This is a genomic window from Amycolatopsis sp. CA-211722, assembly GCF_056828465.1.
In genome coordinates this window covers 4512863-4527975 of sequence record NZ_CP184752.1, presented here as the reverse complement: position 1 = coordinate 4527975, position 15113 = coordinate 4512863, and the positions used below count along the sequence as shown (strand labels likewise).

The 15113-nt window shown below is 70.3% G+C and carries 18 protein-coding genes and 1 tRNA gene; 9 read left to right on the top strand and 10 right to left on the bottom strand.

Annotated elements, in window-relative coordinates; all coding sequences use genetic code 11:
• Positions 1-110: 110 nt before the first annotated feature.
• A complete protein-coding gene (locus ACOCEP_RS21910; protein WP_482330853.1) occupies positions 111-443 on the top strand; it encodes a hypothetical protein in 333 nt (110 codons plus the stop codon).
• A gap of 243 nt (positions 444-686) precedes the next feature.
• Here the strand turns inward: ACOCEP_RS21910 and ACOCEP_RS21905 are convergent.
• Positions 687-760, bottom strand: a tRNA-Ile gene (locus ACOCEP_RS21905).
• A gap of 223 nt (positions 761-983) precedes the next feature.
• On the opposite strand from ACOCEP_RS21905, the gene ACOCEP_RS21900 reads away from it, so the two are divergent.
• Entirely contained in the window at positions 984-1133 is a 150-nt protein-coding gene (locus tag ACOCEP_RS21900; protein WP_482330851.1) for a hypothetical protein, read from the top strand.
• A gap of 25 nt (positions 1134-1158) precedes the next feature.
• Here the strand turns inward: ACOCEP_RS21900 and ACOCEP_RS21895 are convergent, their stop codons facing one another.
• The 7 genes from ACOCEP_RS21895 to ACOCEP_RS21865 form a co-directional block, all read right to left on the bottom strand.
• Positions 1159-1674, bottom strand: coding sequence for a hypothetical protein (locus tag ACOCEP_RS21895; RefSeq protein WP_482330850.1), 516 nt, complete (start codon positions 1672-1674; stop codon positions 1159-1161).
• Between the two features lie 55 nt (positions 1675-1729).
• The gene (locus ACOCEP_RS21890) at positions 1730-2494 is read right to left on the bottom strand and encodes a polyphosphate polymerase domain-containing protein (protein ID WP_482330849.1); all 765 of its coding nucleotides are present in this window, start codon (positions 2492-2494) and stop codon (positions 1730-1732) included.
• Complete coding sequence (locus ACOCEP_RS21885) at positions 2491-3075, bottom strand: DUF4956 domain-containing protein (protein ID WP_482330848.1); 585 nt, start codon at positions 3073-3075, stop codon at positions 2491-2493. Before ACOCEP_RS21885 ends, ACOCEP_RS21890 begins: the two co-directional genes overlap by 4 nt.
• Positions 3076-3135: 60 nt before the next feature.
• Positions 3136-3798: a response regulator transcription factor gene (locus tag ACOCEP_RS21880; protein ID WP_257488182.1), complete on the bottom strand. Its 663-nt coding sequence runs from the start codon at positions 3796-3798 to the stop codon at positions 3136-3138.
• Positions 3795-5186, bottom strand: coding sequence for a sensor histidine kinase (locus tag ACOCEP_RS21875; RefSeq protein WP_482330846.1), 1392 nt, complete (start codon positions 5184-5186; stop codon positions 3795-3797). Before ACOCEP_RS21875 ends, ACOCEP_RS21880 begins: the two co-directional genes overlap by 4 nt.
• A gap of 9 nt (positions 5187-5195) precedes the next feature.
• Positions 5196-5456, bottom strand: a complete 261-nt coding sequence (locus ACOCEP_RS21870; protein WP_482330845.1) for a hypothetical protein — start codon at positions 5454-5456, stop codon at positions 5196-5198.
• 72 nt (positions 5457-5528) lie between these two features.
• Positions 5529-6347: an NAD(P)H-binding protein gene (locus ACOCEP_RS21865; RefSeq protein ID WP_482330844.1), complete on the bottom strand. Its 819-nt coding sequence runs from the start codon at positions 6345-6347 to the stop codon at positions 5529-5531.
• A 139-nt stretch (positions 6348-6486) separates the two neighbouring features.
• Between ACOCEP_RS21865 and ACOCEP_RS21860 the strand changes: the two genes are divergently transcribed.
• The 6 genes from ACOCEP_RS21860 to ACOCEP_RS21835 all read left to right on the top strand — a co-directional run bounded on the left by ACOCEP_RS21860 (position 6487) and on the right by ACOCEP_RS21835 (position 10842).
• Positions 6487-7632 carry a CaiB/BaiF CoA transferase family protein gene (locus tag ACOCEP_RS21860; protein WP_482330843.1) on the top strand — a complete coding sequence of 382 codons (1146 nt, stop codon included), beginning with the start codon at positions 6487-6489 and terminating at the stop codon, positions 7630-7632.
• A gap of 58 nt (positions 7633-7690) precedes the next feature.
• Positions 7691-8854: an FAD-dependent monooxygenase gene (locus ACOCEP_RS21855; RefSeq protein WP_482330842.1), complete on the top strand. Its 1164-nt coding sequence runs from the start codon at positions 7691-7693 to the stop codon at positions 8852-8854.
• A gap of 156 nt (positions 8855-9010) precedes the next feature.
• Positions 9011-9592, top strand: a complete 582-nt coding sequence (locus ACOCEP_RS21850; protein WP_482330841.1) for an RNA polymerase sigma factor — start codon at positions 9011-9013, stop codon at positions 9590-9592.
• A complete protein-coding gene (locus ACOCEP_RS21845) occupies positions 9583-10149 on the top strand; it encodes an Asp23/Gls24 family envelope stress response protein (protein WP_482330839.1) in 567 nt (188 codons plus the stop codon). The genes ACOCEP_RS21850 and ACOCEP_RS21845 overlap by 10 nt, the downstream gene beginning before the upstream one ends.
• Positions 10139-10540 (top strand): Asp23/Gls24 family envelope stress response protein, encoded by a 402-nt coding sequence (locus ACOCEP_RS21840; protein WP_482330838.1) that lies wholly within the window; start codon positions 10139-10141, stop codon positions 10538-10540. The genes ACOCEP_RS21845 and ACOCEP_RS21840 overlap by 11 nt, the downstream gene beginning before the upstream one ends.
• Entirely contained in the window at positions 10537-10842 is a 306-nt protein-coding gene (locus ACOCEP_RS21835) for a hypothetical protein (RefSeq protein ID WP_482330837.1), read from the top strand. The genes ACOCEP_RS21840 and ACOCEP_RS21835 overlap by 4 nt, the downstream gene beginning before the upstream one ends.
• A gap of 59 nt (positions 10843-10901) precedes the next feature.
• Here the strand turns inward: ACOCEP_RS21835 and ACOCEP_RS21830 are convergent, their stop codons facing one another.
• Both ACOCEP_RS21830 and ACOCEP_RS21825 read right to left on the bottom strand, forming a co-directional pair.
• Entirely contained in the window at positions 10902-11579 is a 678-nt protein-coding gene (locus ACOCEP_RS21830; RefSeq protein ID WP_482330836.1) for a fasciclin domain-containing protein, read from the bottom strand.
• Positions 11580-11667: 88 nt separating this feature from the next.
• A complete protein-coding gene (locus ACOCEP_RS21825; protein ID WP_482330834.1) occupies positions 11668-13224 on the bottom strand; it encodes a molybdopterin-dependent oxidoreductase in 1557 nt (518 codons plus the stop codon).
• A 426-nt stretch (positions 13225-13650) separates the two neighbouring features.
• Between ACOCEP_RS21825 and argG the strand changes: the two genes are divergently transcribed.
• Positions 13651-15099: an argininosuccinate synthase gene (gene argG / locus ACOCEP_RS21820; RefSeq protein WP_192745727.1), complete on the top strand. Its 1449-nt coding sequence runs from the start codon at positions 13651-13653 to the stop codon at positions 15097-15099.
• Positions 15100-15113 lie beyond the last annotated feature (14 nt).

Here is a 15113-nt window from a genome sequence, read left to right as displayed (position 1 = left end):
TACCCGCCGGCAGCAGGCGGGCCGGCCGATCTGTGGTGCGAACGACCGATGTGGCGATCACCAGCGTGGTGTTGGCTGCACGTGGTCCATTCGTACCCGAAGGAGATCACGTGCGTCAGCGCTTGCCCGTCCTGCTCGCTTCCCTGGCCTTGGCCCTCGGCGGCCTCGCCGTCACGGCCGGTCCGGCGTCCGCCGCGACCCACGGCTACATCAACTGGACCAACAACTGCTCCGGCCCCAAGCTCTATTCGATCATCTACGCCAGCGGGTCGAGGGCGGGCCGGCTCGTCGTGCAGCAGCGCAACGTCCCGGCAGGCGCGAAGCGGAGCCAGCAGGTGCCGTCCGGTTACCAGTACCAGGTCACCGCGAACGGCGGCTGGGACACCGTGACCATCCACAACATCTCCGGCCGGGTGCACACCGTGGCCGTGAAGGCCTGCTAGCTTCGCCGCCCTTGTAGTCCAGGATGGCGTTCATCCCAGGCGACCTGTTCGCCATTTTCCGGAGAACGCGATTCGCCGTGGCACACCGGCATCACGGAGTTCGGCCACTCGGGTACCGCCGGGTGATGTGCAAACTGATTCGGCAGCACGCCGGAGCGAACGGAGCCCGGTCGCTTTTACGCCGAGGCGAAATTGCCGCCGGAGGACCACCATTCCCCGCGGGCGGCGGCGATATCGATACGGTGGGCCGGGTCGGGCTCGAACCGACGGCCAAGGGATTATGAGTCCCCTGCTCTAACCAACTGAGCTACCGGCCCCAACGGTGCCCTGACACCTCCGCGGGAGCCGTCCCAGCCCTATCAGCGGGTTTGCGAACGCACAGAAGTCCCAGTTCGCTCCAAGTTATCACAGCGCTCACCTGCCACGATCGCCTAGGCCGATCAGCTGGTTTCCGGTGCCGGGGCATGCCGTCTCGTCTAGGTTTCAAGGACCAACGCCGGGCGGCGCGCCGCCCGGGGCCCAGCGGGCAGGGAGGCGCTCGTGGCGAATCCGGTCGCCATCGGGCTCGGTGTCCTAGCCGTCCTCGGCGCCGTGGTGGCACTGAGGGCGAGTGTCCGGGTACTGCGGCGGGCCGGACTCCGTGTCGACGTGATCCTGGCCGACGAGTTGGACGACCGGCCGCCGCGGTAGCCGATGCCTTGTCCTTTGTGGACGGTCAGCCGCCCAGGCCCGAGCCACCACCCGGTGGAGTGGTGGTCTCAGGAGGCGTTGTGGTCGGCGTTGGTGTCGCGCTGGTCGGCCGCGTCGGTGTGGTTGGCGTTGTCGGCGGCAAGGTCGTCGATGGCGGCTTCGGCGTGGTCGTCACCGGGGCACCGCCGTAGGCGGCGTAGCTGAACCAGATCGCCCCACCGGTCTTCGGCGTGGTCTGGTCGAACATCGCCCGCACCTGGAACGTGGTCGCCGTGTACGAACCCTGCACCGTGTTCAGCATGTACGCGTTGAACTGTCCCGGCGTGTTCGCCGAGACCACCACCACCGCCGGGACCGCGCCCAGCGCGTGCTGCACGGTGCACATCCCGGCTCCGTCGGTCACGCACGACGTCTCCGCGGCCTGCACGCTCGGCGACGGCGACGGGCCGACGGCGCCGGAAGTCCCGGCGAACACAGTGCCCCCGGCCGCGGCGACGGCCAGCCCCGCCACGGCGAGCGCGGCCTTCTCCCTGATCCTCATTCGTTCTCCCTCGTTCTGAACCCGAAGGCAAGGGTCGGCCGCCGTGCCGCGATCGTTACGCCACGCCGAGCCGCCGCAGCGCCGGCCGCCACCGGTTCCCGCCGGTGGCCAGCCCCAGCGCCACCAGGCCCGCGCAGTATTTGCTCACCGACCGCTCCCGGATCCGCAGTTTCGCCAGCGCTTCGGTGACGCTGTTGCGCTCGGAAGCCGACTTCACCTCCAGCAGCACCAGGTCTCCCCCGGCGGCGAGGCTCCGCGAGCCCGAACGCCACACCAGCGACGTGTCGCAGGTGATCCGCGCGTCGGCGGCGACGAAGGTGCTGCGCCGGTAGTCGGTGACCAGCGCGGGAGTCAGCGGCCGGGGCGCCGGGCGGCCGTAGGCGGCGGTGAGGGCGTCGTCGAGGAACGTCAGCGCCGGCCCGGTCAGGCCGTGCGCCGCCTCGGCCGGGTGCGGGCGGCGGACCTTGACCGTCTCGTCGCGTTTCCCGCTGACCTTGAGCTCGCAGTAGGTGTCGGCCGAGTCGGTGTAGGTCCGCGTGCGGATCTTGAACCGGCGCCGCCGGTCCTGCCGGTGCGCCCGGTAGATCGCGAGATCCGGCGTGTCGAAATACGTCGACGAGTAGCCGAACACGCGTTGCCCGTCGATCTCCAGGCAGCGCAGCGACAGCACCCCGGTGACTGCCAGGAAGTCGTTGAGCGGCAAGACGTACTTGCGGTCCGTGCGGCTCATCAGCCCGCTCGTGGCGACGACTTCCGCCAGCGGCAGCGAAGGGAGCCCTTTCGCCACCGCCGCGACGGTGGCCGTTCCCCGGCCGCTCACCGGTGCCCCGCCGGGGCGCCGTGGACGACCGCGGCGGTGTCCGGGCGGAACCGGACGTCGACGACGGTCACCTCGCGGACATAGTCCACTTCGGACACGTTGTGCCGCACCACCGTTCCGCCGAGCCGTGCCCGCAGTTCCCTCAGCATCGTCCGCTCGTCGGGGTACACGGTGTCGAGCACGACCGTGCGCCGCTGCGGGCCGCGTGTGCGCGACGGATGGTCCGCGACGTACATGACGCCGAGCAGCAGGACGTTGAAGACGGCGACGATCCGCCAGTCGGCTGACGGCAGCCCGTTCACCAGCCCCAGCACGAGCGCGACGAAGTAGTACGCGACCTCCTGCTGGCTGATCGAATCGGACCGCAGCCGGATGATCGACAGCACCCCGAAGAGCCCCAGCCCGAGCGCGCTCGCGGTCGACACGGAAAGCAGTACCGCGACCGAAACGCAGACGCCGACGTTCAGCGCCAGATAGGCGCAGGCGAGGTCACCGCGGTGGTGGCGACGGGCGTAGATACCGTAGGCGAGGATCACGGCGGCGACGAGATCGACGGCGAGATGAAGCAGTGTCGTGGTCATGGAAACCACTGTGACGGGCCAGGAAGAGACCGCGGTGAGAGCCGGATGAGAACCGTCTCATCAGGACTCACCGAGCCGATAACCCATACCCCGCACCGTTTCGATCCGCTCTGCCCCGATCTTCCCGCGCAGGTAACGGATGTAGACGTCCACCACGTTGGATCCCGGGTCGAAGTCGAAACCCCAGACCCCGCCGAGCAGCTGTTCCCGCGACAGTACCTGGCCGCGGTTGCGCAGCAATGTCTCCAGCAGCGCGAACTCGCGGGCGGTGAGGTCCTTCTCCTCCCCGGCCACCGAGACCTTCCGCGTGCGCAGGTCGAGCGAGAGCTCCCCGGCGCGCAGCACCGCCGGCTCGGCTTCGGGATTCCCCCGCAGCCGCAGGCGGATCCGGGCCAGCAGTTCTTCGAACGCGAACGGTTTGGCCAGATAGTCGTCGGCGCCGCCGGACAGCCCGGCGACGCGGTCGACGACGCTGTCCCGCGCGGTCAGGATGATCACCGGCACCGTCCGGCCCGCCGCCCGCAGGGCCCGCAGCAGATCCGAGCCGTCGAGGTCCGGCAGCCCCAGATCGAGGACCACCAGATCGTGCGCGCCGGTCAGCGCCTCGGTCAGCCCTTCGGAACCGGTCTTGACCCAGCGGGTCGCGAAACCCTGCGCCCGCAGGCCCTTCTCCACGAACGCGCCGATCCGGGCGGAATCCTCCACCACCAGCACACTGGTCACCGGTCCGCACCTTCCGCGACGGGGATCTCCATGGTGAACCGCGCGCCTTCGCCGGGCACGGTGTCGAGCAGGACACGGCCACCGTGCGCCTCGGCGATCGCGGCGACGATCGCCAGGCCGAGCCCGGCGCCGTCGTCGCCGCTCGAGTTGCTGCCGCGTTTGAACCGTTCGAAGATCCGGCTTCTCGAATCGGGCGGGACCCCTTCCCCGGTGTCACGGACCCAGAGCCGCGCCGTCGTCGCGGTCACCTCGGAGCCGAGGGCGATCTCCTGTCCGGGAACGGTGTGCCGGACGGCGTTGGAAACCAGTTGCAGCAACGCCTGCGTGAGCCGCTGGCCGTCCGCGCGGACCTTCACCTCGGCGACCGCGTCGAGCCGCCAGACGCGGTCGGCCAGCGGCCGGGATTTGGCGAGGGTCTCGACGGTGAGATCGGCGAGGTCGGTCTCACCGGGGGCGAGGAAGTCCGGGCCGCCGGATTTCGCGAGGACCAGCAGGTCGTCCACGATCCGTTGCATCCGCCCGAGTTCGTCGAGGACCAGATGCCGGGTGGCGGCGTTCTCGCCGGGGTCGTCGCCCATCAGCTCGATATGGCCGCGGACGATGGTGATCGGCGTGCGCAGTTCGTGCCCGGCGTCGTCGATGAACTCGCGTTGCCCGGCGAAGGCGCTTTCGAGCCGGTCCAGCATCGTGTTGAAGGTGCGCCCGAGCGCGGCGACGTCGTCGGAGCCGCGGACCTCGATGCGGCGGGAAAGATCGGTCTCGCCGATCTGCTCGGCGGCCAGGCGGACCTCCCGCACCGGGGCGAGGATGCGTCCGGCGACCAGCCAGCCGATCAGCCCGGCCAGCACCAGCGCGGCCCCGGACATCGCGGCCATCACGCCGACGACGTCGTTGATCTCGCCGGCGGCGTGGTCGACGAACTCGACGATCACCAGCGCGCCGCGGCCCGGCGAGCCCTCGATGGTCACCGGGACGACGCCGTAGCGCGCGGACCCGACCGCGGTGGTGACCGTGCCGTACGCCGGGGTCGTCGCCCGCGACAGCTCGGCGACGAACTTCGGGTCGGTGTCGAGCCGCACCGGCGGTTCGATCGCGCTCCGCCTCGACGCGGCACCGTCGCCGATCGAGAAGAACGTCTCGTACTTCTCGGGCAGGTTCCGTTCCAGGTGACGGCCGAGGACCGCCTCGACGGTGGCGGGCCGCCCGGCCGGGCGGGCGTCGGACGACGCCAGGAAGGCCCTGAGCTTGCCGGTCTCGTGCGCGATCTCGTTGTCGAGACGCTGGTCGAGCTGGTTGTGCAGGACGGTGCGGGTGGCCAGCAGCGATCCGGCGAGCGCGAGCAGCACGACCAGCAGGACCCACGCGAGAATCCGGGCGCGGGCGCTCACCTGGCTCGCTCAGTCGTCGAGGTCGAAGTGGTCATCGGCGTCATCAGGGTCATCATCGACGTCGTCGTCGTGCCCGGCCAGCCGGGGCGGGACGACGGCGGGCGGGGCCCCCGCTTCACCCGGCCCGGTGACGGCCCGCCCGGCCGGGGCGACGACCGCCGGGCCGAGGTCGGGTGGCGAGGCCGCGGTGGCCGCGATGACGGCGAACGTGCCGGTGGCCGCCACCACGACGGCGGCGACCCCGGCCAGGACGATGATTCGGACTCGCATGACACCAGGCTGCCCGGCACCGGTGAGCCGCCGATGAGGCCTCGATGAGAACTTTCTCATCGAGGCTCCCCGTCACTTGAACGCCGCCGCGTTCCGTGCCGCCCATTCGGCGAAAGTGCGCCCCGGTCGTCCGAGCACCTTCTCGACGTCGGGGCTCACCCGCGCTTCGTCCTCGGTCGGCCTGCCGAGGATCGCAAGCGTGGCCTCCACGACCACCGGCGGCATGAACTCCGACATCGCGGCGCGGGCCTCGTCTTCGCTCAGTTCGGCGAACCGCAGCGGTTCGCCGAGCGCGTCGCCGAGTGCGGCCGCCTGCTGCCGGGGCGAGATGGGCTCGGGCCCGGTGAGCACGTAGGTCCGGCCGTGGTGGCCGGGTTCGGTCAGCACGGCCGCCGCGACGTCGGCGATGTCCGCCGGGTCGATGACGGGCAGCGCGACGTCGCCGAACGGCGCGGCGACGACCCGATCGGCCTGGATCGCCGGCGCCCACTGGAAGGCGTTCGACGCGAAGCCGCCCGGCCGCAGCACTGTCCACTTCGGACTCGCCGCCTCGACCGCCTCCTCGAACGCGGGCGCGTGCCGCCCGGTCCCGACACCCTGGGACGACAGAAGCACGATCCCGGCGTCACCGGCGGCCGCGACGACCTCCGTGACATCGCCGCCCGCCGCCATGAATTCTCCCGACGTCAGAAGGAAAACCCGGTCCGCTCCGGCGAAGACCTCCTTCAGCCCTTCGGTCTGGGCGAGATCGGCCCGCACGGTCCGCACACCCTCCGGCACGTCCGACGGCGAGATCCGCCGCGACACCGCCGTCACTTCTTCTCCAGCGGCGGCAAGGCTTTCCACCAGCAGCCGTCCCACGTTCCCGGTCGCTCCGGTCACCACGATCATGGTCACTCCTCGGTTCGCGTTCTCGTTCGACGCGGCCGAAGCTACCTTCCTGGAGATAGTAGGTACCTAGAGGAAAGTAACGGGTTCGTGAGCGCGATCACAACTTCGCGGGCGGGACCGTCCGCTTAGGGTCGGGCCCATGCCCGAAACCGCACTCGGCCCGCTGCGCGTCCTCGACTTCTCGCGGGTGCTCGCCGGCCCGTTCGCCACGATGCTGCTGGCCGACCTCGGCGCCACGGTGATCAAGGTCGAGCGGCCGGGCACCGGCGACGACACCCGCAGCTGGGGCCCGCCCTACGACGCCGCAGGTCAGGCGACGTACTTCCAGTCGGTGAACCGGAACAAGACGAGTGTGGCGCTGGACCTCGGCGATCCCGGCGACCTCGCCCAGGCCCGCGCGCTCGCGCTGGAGGCCGACGTCGTGGTCGAGAACTTCCGGCCCGGCGTGATGGAGCGCCTCGGGCTCGGCCCGGAGGTCCTGCTGGCGGCGAACCCCGGCCTCGTCCTTTGCTCCGTGACGGGTTTCGGCTCCGGCGGTGGCGCCGCGCTGCCCGGTTACGACCTGCTCATCCAGGCCGTCGGCGGGCTGATGAGCATCACCGGCGACCCGGCAGGCGAGCCGCAGAAGGTCGGCGTCGCGCTCGTCGACGTCCTGGCCGGGCTGTTCGCGAGCGTCGGCATCCTCGCCGCCCTGCGCCATCGCGACCGGACCGGGCAGGGCCAGCGGGTCGAGATCGACCTGCTGTCCAGCCTGCTCGCGGCGCTGGTCAACCAGGGCAGCGCCTACACCTCCGGCGGGACGGTCCCGGCGCGGATGGGCAACCGGCATCCCAGTATCGCGCCCTACGAACTCGTCCCCTGCGCCGATCACGAACTCGCGCTCGCCGTCGGCAACGACCGGCAGTTCGCGGCGTTGTGCGAGGTCATCGGGCTGCCGGAGCTCGCGGACGAGGCCAGGTTCGCGACCAATCCGGCGCGCGTCGAGCACCGGGCCGAGCTCCGCGCGTTGCTGGAAGACCACTTCGGCAAACGTCCGGCGGCCGCGTGGTCGGCGGAGCTGAGCGCGGCCGGGGTGCCGGCCGGGGAGGTCAACGACGTCGCGGGCGCGTTCGCGCTGGCCGAACGGCTCGGTCTGAGCCCGACGGTGGATCTCCCGCAGCCCGACGGCACCTCGGTACGGCTCACCCGCAACCCGATCGGGTTGTCGGCGACGCCGCCGCGCTACGAGACCGCGCCACCGGACACCCCCGGGCAACTCACCCTTCCCTTTCCGGGCTGGAGCTGACGGACAGCCGTCAGCGGGCTGTCAGCGCTTCGTCAACACGGGCCGCGAAGCTCCGGCCATGACGAACAGGACAGCCCTCATCTCCGGCGCCAGCATCGCCGGTCCCGCCCTCGCCTTCTGGCTCTCCCGCCAGGGTTACTCGGTCACCGTCGTCGAGCGGTCGCCGGAACTCCGCGACGGCGGCCAGGCCGTCGACTTCAAGGGCGCCACGCACCGCTTCGTGCTGGAACGGATGGGCGTCCTCGACGAGATCCGCCGTCACCAGACCGGCGGGCTCGACCAGACCATCGTCGACGCCGAGGGACGGCCGCTCGCCGTCCTTCCCGGCGAGTTCACCGGCGGCGACGTCGAGATCCGGCGCGGCGACCTGGCACGGATCCTCTACGGACGGACCGAGCGGGACTGCGAGTACGTCTTCGGCGACTCCCTCGCTTCGCTGACCGAGACGGCCGACGGCGTCGACGTCACCTTCGAACGCGGCGCCCCGAGGCGCTTCGACCTCGTCTTCGGCGCGGACGGCATCCACTCCACCGTGCGACGGCTGGCGTTCGGCCCAGAAACCGGCTACGTGAAGCACCTCGGCCACTACTACGCCCTGGTCGAGACCGACGAGACCGACGGCGGACCGGCGGTGATGTACAACGAGCCCGGCCGGATGGCGGCCACCGGCGGGCCCAAGGCGAACGCGTTCTTCGTGTTCGCCTCCCCCGAGCTCGGCTACGACCGGTACGACATCGGGCAGCAGAAGGAGATCCTGACCACCGCCTTCGACGGCGGCGGCTGGCGGCTGCCCGAACTGATGGAGATGGTGAAGCGTTCGGACGACGTGTACCTCGACTCGATCGCCCGGGTCACGATGGACGGCTACTCCACCGGACGTGTCGCTCTCCTCGGCGACGCGGCGTACGGCAACACCCTGGCCGGCTTCGGCAGCGGGCTCGCCGTCGTGGCGGCGTACGTCATCGCGGGCGAGCTCGCCGCGGCGGACGGCGACCACGAACTCGCCTTCCGCCGGTACGACGAGAAGTTCCTCCGCTACGCCAAGGTGACCCGCAACGCCAACGCCGGCCCGTTCCTCGCGCCGCCGACGAAACTGAGGATGAAACTGCGCGACCAGATGTTCCGGCGGCGGCTTCTGCTGCGCTCGATGCTGTGGGTGACCGACAAACTCGCCACCGACATCACCCTCGACGAGTATCCCGCGCTCGCCCGGCTGGGCTGACCACACGGTCTCGGCGTGCGCGATCCGCGGCGCCGTGGTCGGCTGGGGAAAGTTTCCCGCGTGACGTTTCCGGGGAAGCCGTGTCTTGAAGGGTGACCACCTGCCCGGGTGGGGCGAAGGGAGCTTCGGCATGACGGCGCTGCACAGGTGCGCTCGATGACGACTTCGGCGAGAACCGAACCGCTCGCGGCCGGCGAAACCGTGCTGGACGACGCGACGCTGGTGGCGCGCGCCCGCGACGGCGAGATCCGCGCGTACGAGCAGCTCGTCCTGCGGTTCCAAGGGCCGATGTACCGGCTGGCGCTGCGGATGCTCGGGAACAAAGGAGACGCCGAGGACGTCGTCCAGGAGGTGTTCCTCGTCGCCTGGCGGCGGCTCGGCCAGCTGCAGGAGGACGCGGCGTTCGTCGGCTGGCTCTACCGGATGACGACCAACCGGTGCCTGAACGTGATCCGCGCCAGGAAACCGGTGGCCGACGTCGAGCTGGACCAGCAGGAGTCCGCCGGTTCGGCGGGCCGTCCGGACCGCGCGGCCGAGACGAGCGCGCAGATGACGGCGCTGACCGGGGCACTGGACCAGCTGACCGCCGAGCAACGGGCCTGCTGGCTGTTGCGCGAGGTCCACGGGCGCTCCTACGAGGAGATCGCGAAGGCGATCGGGGCGACCACCACCGCGGTGCGCGGACGCATCGCGCGAGCACGAGCACAGTTGGCGGAGGTGATGGCGCCATGGCGATGAACCACGCGACCCAGGACTACCTGCTGCCGTGCGGCCGTGATGTGGAACAGATCTGGGACCGGCTCGACGAGGTCGACGCCGGCCGGGCCGACGAGCACGAACTCGACTGCCCGCACTGCCGGGCGACCCGCGAAAGCCTCCGGGTGCTGCGCGGGCTCACCAGGGAACTGGCCGAGGACGACGCCGAGCCCTCGCCGGATCTCACCGGCCGGATCATGTCCGCGATCCGTGCCGAGGTGCGGCGCCGGGACCTGGTGCCGCTGGCCAGCCCGGAGCCCGGCGAAGTGCAGGTGAGCGATCAAGCGGTGGCGGCGGTGCTGCGGTTCGCCGCGGACTCCGTGAACGGTGTCCGCGCCCGGCGGTGCCGGGTCCTGCCCGCGCCGGACATCGCCGATCCGCTGGCCGTGAACGTGGAACTGCACCTGGCGATCGCCCATGATTTCCACGGCGACTCGCTGGACGTGGTCCGCGAACGGGTCACGGCCGCGGCCGGGGCCAGGGTGGGTCTCCGGCTGGCCCGGCTGGATCTGACGGTGGAGGACATCTATGACGCGTGAGCAGGCCCCGGCGAGGTCACTGGTCGAAACGGTGATCTCCCCTCCGGTGATCGCGGCCGTCGCCGCGCACGCCGCGGCCCGGGTCCCCGGCGTGGTCCGCCTGGAACCCGGGCTGCGCGGGCTGGCCGGATCGCTGACCCGGATCGCGCGGCAGCGGATCAAGGGCCTCGAACCGGCGCCGACCGAAGGGGTCCGCGCCTTCGTCGAGCACGATCCGCCGGACGTCCGGGTGGAGATCGACCTCTCCCTTTCCGGGCTGGACCAGGCCGCGGCGACGGCGCAGGCGGTGCAACGTGCCGTCGGCAAGGCGGTCACCGAGGCGACCGGGCTCACCCCCTCGGCCGTCTCGGTGTCCATTTTGGACATCGAAATCCGTGGAGGACTGTTGTGACCGCACGTTCCGAACTGACCGCGTCGCTGCTGAGCACACTCCGCGAGGTGCCGGGGCTGCGCGCGGCCACGCCGTCCACCACCACCGCCGCGTCCGCGGTGCCGTGGGACCTCGACGTGATGGCCGTCGACATCTCCGAGAACGTCGTCGAGATCCGCGTCGTCGCGCTGGAGGTGCCGATCCCGCCGCTCACGGAGGCCGCCGGGGCGGCCCTGCGCGCGGTGCTCACCGGAACGCCCTGGGAGAACGCGAGCCTGCGGATCGTCGTGACCGACGTCGACGCGGCCGCGTTGGTTCCCTGACACGAAGATCGCGGTGGCCACGCCCGTGAGCGTGGTCACCGCGATCATGGTGTGGGGACCTAGTTCTTGTTGGTGCCCGGGGTCAGCACCTTGTCGATGACGAAGACGGTGGCGTTCTTGGTGGGGATGTTGCCGCACAGGATCTTCGCGCCGTTGACGGTCATGTTCTCGCCCGAACCCTCGATCTTGACCGGGCCGCCCGCGGTGTTCAGGCTCTCCACGGATTTGGCGGACTCCAGGCCCTTGGCGTCGTACCGCTTGCCGACGACGTGGTACTGCAGGATCGGGGCCAGCTGGTCCGGCTTGCCCGCCAGCTCGGTGAACTTCGCCTCACCCAAGGCCTCGAACGCCGGGTCCGCCGGGGCGAACACGGTGATGGCCTGCTGGCTGTTGAGCGTGTCGACCAGGTTGGTGGCCTTCACCGCGGCGACCAGCTTGGTCAGCAGCGGGTTGGTCGAGGCCGCGCTGGCGACCGGCTGCGGGCCCATCGAGTCCAGCGAACCCGGCGCACTGCCCTGCGGCAGCTGCGAACAGGCCGGGCCGAACACGTCGGCGTTGGTGGTGACGCCGTCACCGGAGGCGGCGCTGGACATCGGGGCCGACATCGACGAGGACGGGGCGGGCGCGGGGGCGCTGCTGGAGCTGCCGGACGAAGCGCTGTCGTTGCTGCTGCAGGCGGCCAAGGCCAGCGCGGTGGCCGCGGTGAAACCGATTCCTGCGACGCGAAGCTTGCTCACGGAAAATCACTCCATTTGTTTTTCGGACTCTTGCCGGGTATTCGGACCCACCGCGAAACCGGATTGCCACTCTTTCGAGTGACGCCGATCACCGTGCGGTGAAACTGATGACATGCCAGCCCGTCGCGCCGTCCGGAACGGTTCCGGCGCGGGCGTCGGTCTGGGTGTAGCCGGATTTGTCGACAGCCCGGACGGTGACCTGGTGACTGCCGGGCGGGACGTCGAACTCGGTCCACCACATCCGCCAGGTGTCGACGTTCACCTCGCGCGAAAGCGTTGCGGGCAGCCAGTTCCCGTTCGCGCCGAGCCGGACTTCGACCCGCTCGACACCGGTGTGCTGTGCCCACGCCACGCCCGATATCCGGACCTTCCCCGCGGGCACCGTTTCGAAACCTTTCGGACTGTCGATCCTGGACTGCGTTTTGATCGGGGCCTGTTCACCCCAGCCGCGGTCGAGCCAATACGCGCGGCGCGCTTTCCAGGTGGTGATCTCCAGATCCTTGACCCATTTCGTCGCCGAAACGTAGCCATAGAGCCCGGGGATCACCATTCGCGCGGGAAAACCGTGTTCGACCGGGAGCGGTTCTCCGTTCATCCCGATCGCCAGCATCGCACCGCGTTCCGGGTCGAGGGCGGCGACGACCGGGCTGCCCGCCGTCCAGCCGTCGATGCTGGTCGAGAAGATCTGCTCGGCACCGGGCAGGACCCCGGCCTCCCGCAACAGCTCCCCGAGGTCGACGCCGATGAAGTTCGCCGTCGACACGTAGGTGCCGCCGACCTCGTTGGACACGCAGGTCATGGTGATGGTGCGTTCGATCAGCGGACGATCGCGGATGTCGTCGTAGGTGTACCGCTTTTCCTCGCGCACCATGCCGTGCAGGCGCAGGCTCCAGTCCTCGGCCCGGACCTGCGGCACCGACAGCGCGGTGTCGACGCGGTAGAAGTCGCGGTTCGAGGTGAGGAACGTCGGCGTGCCGAGTTTGGCGAAATCCGCGTCGGCCGGGATCGGCGGCGCCGGCTCGGCGGGAACGAGCCGTCCGACGGCCGCGCGGGAAGACTCCGCGTCTCGCGTGCCGGAGAGGAGCTGCCCGCCTGCCCCCGCCGCCCCCGCGGCGACGACGGCACCGGCTCCCGCCAGCAGCACCGACCTGCGTGACGGCGCGGTGCCCGCGGCTTCGGCCTGGGGTTTGGCCGAGGCCAGGCGATGCAACCAGAGGAATACGCCGACCCCGGCGATCAGGCTGGCCAGCGGGGCGAGCAGTGCGACGGCCGAGAGGTCGGGGCGCTGCGACACGGCGAGCCCGCCCAGCAGACCGAAGGCGGCGATCAGCACGACCCCGGGAACCGGTGACCGGCGCGAGACGACGCCCGCCACGGCGGCGGCGAGCACCATCACGACGGCCATCCCGCCGAGCAGCACGAGCTTGTCGTAGACCCCGAACGTCCGGACGGCGAAGTCCTTCAGCTCCACCGGCGTCAGATCGATCGCCCCGTTGCCGACCGCGAGGTACGGCGACGCGTTCGAACCGATGAACCCGGCCACGAGATGACCGGCCGCCAGCGCCGCGGCGAGGGCCACGACGCCGATCAGCGCCGCCCCGAAGAGCGGGAGGCGTGATTCCCGGTCGGTCCGCGAAGTCTTCATGCCAGGTATTCGCAGCCGCGGGGCGTTCGGACTGGTTTCCTTTTGCGGCAAGGGAAATCGGCGCTTTTCCGCAGAGGTGTCACCAAGCATTCGTGGCGGAGGGCTTCGCGGACGGGTCACGAATCGGACACGGGCGAGCGCCGCGTCGACCGAGATCGCCACTCACGAATGCTGCCCGCCTGAGTACATGAAGGACCCCTTCCTTGCGCCTGGGTACAGGAAGGGGTCCTTCATGAACCTCGACAAGGTGTGAAGGTCGAGTTTCTTCGGCTGAGCCGAGGGAAGGGGCCTTCACGCGCCACTGGTGTGACGGCTGGTGCCGGCGAGGCGAACGCCGCTCACGACCACCCCGGGCCACCACCCACCCGAGTTGCCCTGCTCACCCCGGCTTGCATGGTCATACACACCTATGCATATACTTCCATCATGTCCAAGGTACTCACCTCTCTGCCTGTCGGCGAACGCGTCGGGATCGCCTTCTCCGGCGGCCTCGACACCTCGGTAGCGGTCGCGTGGATGCGCGAGAAGGGTGCAGTGCCGTGCACCTACACCGCTGACATCGGCCAGTACGACGAACCCGACATCGCGTCGGTCCCGGGCCGGGCGAAGGCCTACGGCGCCGAGATCGCGCGCGCCGTCGACTGCAAGGCCGCGCTGGTCGAGGAAGGTCTCGCGGCGCTGTCCTGCGGCGCCTTCCACATCCGCAACGGCGGCCGCACCTACTTCAACACCACCCCGCTCGGCCGCGCGGTCACCGGCACCCTGCTGGTGCGCGCGATGCTCGAGGACGACGTCCAGATCTGGGGCGACGGGTCCACCTTCAAGGGCAACGACATCGAGCGGTTCTACCGCTACGGCCTGCTCGCGAACCCGTCCCTGCGGATCTACAAGCCGTGGCTGGACGCCGCGTTCGTCAGCGAGCTCGGCGGCCGCAAGGAGATGTCCGAGTGGCTGCAGGCCCACGACCTGCCGTACCGGGACAGCACCGAGAAGGCCTACTCCACCGACGCGAACATCTGGGGCGCGACGCACGAGGCCAAATCGCTGGAGCACCTCGACACCGGCATCGAGATTGTGAACCCGATCATGGGCGTCCGGTTCTGGGACCCCGAGGTCGAGATCGCGCCCGAGGACGTCACGATCGGCTTCGAGCAGGGCCGTCCGGTGACGATCAACGGCAAGGAGTTCGCCACCGCGGTCGACCTGGTCCTGGAGGCCAACGCGATCGGCGGGCGGCACGGGCTCGGCATGTCCGACCAGATCGAGAACCGGATCATCGAGGCCAAGAGCCGCGGTATCTACGAAGCGCCGGGGATGGCGCTGCTGCACGCGGCGTACGAGCGGCTCGTCAACGCGATCCACAACGAGGACACCCTCGCCAGCTACCACAACGAAGGCCGCCGTCTCGGCAGGCTCATGTACGAAGGCCGCTGGCTGGACCCGCAGGCGATGATGCTGCGCGAATCCCTGCAGCGGTGGGTCGGCGCGGCCGTCACCGGCGAGGTCACCCTGCGGCTGCGGCGCGGCGAGGACTACTCGATCCTCGACACCACCGGCCCGTTCTTCAGCTACCACCCGGACAAGCTGTCCATGGAGCGCACCGAGGACTCGGCGTTCGGCCCGGTGGACCGGATCGGCCAGCTCACCATGCGGAACCTCGACATCGCGGACTCGCGCGCCAAACTCGAGCAGTACGCCGGGCTGGGCATGGTCGGCGGCGGGCACCCGACGCTGATCGGCGCCGCGCAGGCCGCGTCGACCGGCCTCATCGGGGCCATGGACGCGGGCGGCGCGCAGGCGATCGCCTCGCGCGGCAAGGCCTCGGCCGAAGACGAACTGCTGGACCACGCCGCGATCGAATCCGGCACGGACTGACCCGAAGACACCGG

Coding starts and splice junctions, on each gene's coding strand:
- ACOCEP_RS21850 (WP_482330841.1), top strand. CDS start 9,011: ATGACGACTTCGGCGAGAACCGAACCGCTCGCGGCCGGCGAAACCGTG.
- ACOCEP_RS21845 (WP_482330839.1), top strand. CDS start 9,583: ATGGCGATGAACCACGCGACCCAGGACTACCTGCTGCCGTGCGGCCGT.
- ACOCEP_RS21885 (WP_482330848.1), bottom strand. CDS start 3,075: ATGACCACGACACTGCTTCATCTCGCCGTCGATCTCGTCGCCGCCGTG.
- ACOCEP_RS21840 (WP_482330838.1), top strand. CDS start 10,139: ATGACGCGTGAGCAGGCCCCGGCGAGGTCACTGGTCGAAACGGTGATC.
- ACOCEP_RS21870 (WP_482330845.1), bottom strand. CDS start 5,456: ATGCGAGTCCGAATCATCGTCCTGGCCGGGGTCGCCGCCGTCGTGGTG.
- ACOCEP_RS21860 (WP_482330843.1), top strand. CDS start 6,487: ATGCCCGAAACCGCACTCGGCCCGCTGCGCGTCCTCGACTTCTCGCGG.
- argG (WP_192745727.1), top strand. CDS start 13,651: ATGTCCAAGGTACTCACCTCTCTGCCTGTCGGCGAACGCGTCGGGATC.
- ACOCEP_RS21855 (WP_482330842.1), top strand. CDS start 7,691: ATGACGAACAGGACAGCCCTCATCTCCGGCGCCAGCATCGCCGGTCCC.
- ACOCEP_RS21895 (WP_482330850.1), bottom strand. CDS start 1,674: ATGAGGATCAGGGAGAAGGCCGCGCTCGCCGTGGCGGGGCTGGCCGTC.
- ACOCEP_RS21825 (WP_482330834.1), bottom strand. CDS start 13,224: ATGAAGACTTCGCGGACCGACCGGGAATCACGCCTCCCGCTCTTCGGG.
- ACOCEP_RS21865 (WP_482330844.1), bottom strand. CDS start 6,347: ATGATCGTGGTGACCGGAGCGACCGGGAACGTGGGACGGCTGCTGGTG.